Genomic DNA, 1876 nt, shown 5'->3' with positions numbered 1-1876 from the left:
GGTTGTGGGTGTGTGTTGTTTGAGAAGTGCATAGTGGATGCGAGCATCTTTATTTTGCAATGCATGACGAATCATTTTTTGGTTTGTGTGTTTTGTTCGAGTTTTGTTTGTTGTCTACATTTCAGTCTTGCCCGTTGTGGGTGGGGGTGGTTTGTAGGTGTTGTTGTAAGTGTTTTAGGGCGTTCGGTGGATGCCTTGGTACCAGGAGCCGATGAAGGACGTGGGAGGCCGCGATAGTCCTCGGGGAGTTGTCAACCGTGCTGTGATCCGAGGGTGTCCGAATGGGGAAACCCACCACCCGTGATGGGGTGGTACCACCAGCTGAATGTATAGGCTGTGTGGGGGGAACGTGGGGAAGTGAAACATCTCAGTACCCATAGGAAGAGAAAACAATTGTGATTCCGTGAGTAGTGGCGAGCGAAAGCGGAGGAGGCTAAACCATGCGCATGTGTGACCGGGTAGGGGTTGTGTGTGTGGGGTTGTGGGGTCTGTCTTCCCGGATCTACCTGTCCGGGCGTGAGTGATAAAACTGTGGGTTAGGTGAAGTGGCCTGGAATGGTCTGCCGTAGTCGGTGAGAGTCCGGTAGCTGAAAACCTGTGGTCTTGCGTGATGGATGCCCAAGTAGCAGCGGGCTCGTGGAATCTGCTGTGAATCTGCCGGGACCACCCGGTAAGCCTGAATACTTCCTGGTGACCGATAGCGGACTAGTACCGTGAGGGAAAGGTGAAAAGTACCCCGGGAGGGGAGTGAAATAGTACCTGAAACCGGACGCTTACAATCCGTCAAAGCCTTTGGGTTCTTTAGTGGACCGGGGGTGATGGCGTGCCTTTTGAAGAATGAGCCTGCGAGTTAGTGCTCGGTGGCGAGGTTAACCCGTGTGGGGTAGCCGTAGCGAAAGCGAGTCTGAATAGGGCGTGGAGTCGCCGGGTCTAGACCCGAAGCGGAGTGATCTACCCATGGCCAGGGTGAAGCGTCGGTAAGACGTCGTGGAGGCCCGAACCCACTTCAGTTGAAAATGGAGGGGATGAGTTGTGGGTAGGGGTGAAAGGCCAATCAAACTCCGTGATAGCTGGTTCTCCCCGAAATGCATTTAGGTGCAGCGTTGTGTGTTTCTTGCCGGAGGTAGAGCTACTGGATGGCCGATGGGCCCTACTAGGTTACTGACGTCAGCCAAACTCCGAATGCCGGTAAGTGAGAGCATGGCAGTGAGACTGCGGGCGATAAGGTTCGTAGTCGAGAGGGAAACAGCCCAGATCGCCGGCTAAGGCCCCTAAGCGTGTACTAAGTGGAAAAGGATGTGGGGTCGCGAAGACAACCAGGAGGTTGGCTTAGAAGCAGCCACCCTTGAAAGAGTGCGTAATAGCTCACTGGTCAAGTGATCCTGCGCCGACAATGTAGCGGGGCTCAAGTACACCGCCGAAGCCGCGGCACTCCACCGATACATCGGTGGTGGTTTACGAATCATCATCTAGTGGGTGGGGTGGGTAGGGGAGCGTCCTGCATCCCTGGAAGCCACGGGGTGACCTAGTGGTGGAGGGTGTGGGAGTGAGAATGCAGGCATGAGTAGCGAAAGCAGAGTGAGAAACTCTGCCGCCGGATGACCAAGGGTTCCTGGGCCAGGCTAATCCGCCCAGGGTGAGTCGGGACCTAAGGCGAGGCCGACAGGCGTAGTCGATGGACAACGGGTTGATATTCCCGTACCCGTGTACAGGCGTCCATGCTGAATCACATGTACTAACTGTCCAGGACCGGAAAGACTTCCTTCGGGGAGCTGGATGGCGATGCACAGGACCTTGTGTGGTAGTAGGCAAGCGATGGGGTGACGCAGGAAGGTAGTGGGGCCAGTGAGTGGTAGTACTGGTGTAAGCCTGTAGG

1 rRNA gene (cut by a window edge) is annotated in these 1876 nt (G+C 55.5%); it reads left to right on the top strand.

The annotated features are described in order from the left end of the window. Positions 1-163 precede the first annotated feature (163 nt). Positions 164-1876, top strand: a 23S ribosomal RNA gene (locus tag ACWDTI_RS27200); it runs 1489 nt beyond the window's last position.

This window comes from Gordonia sp. NPDC003424 (assembly GCF_053588655.1).
Note: the sequence above shows the minus strand (reverse complement) of the source record. Positions and strands in the feature narration are given on the sequence as shown.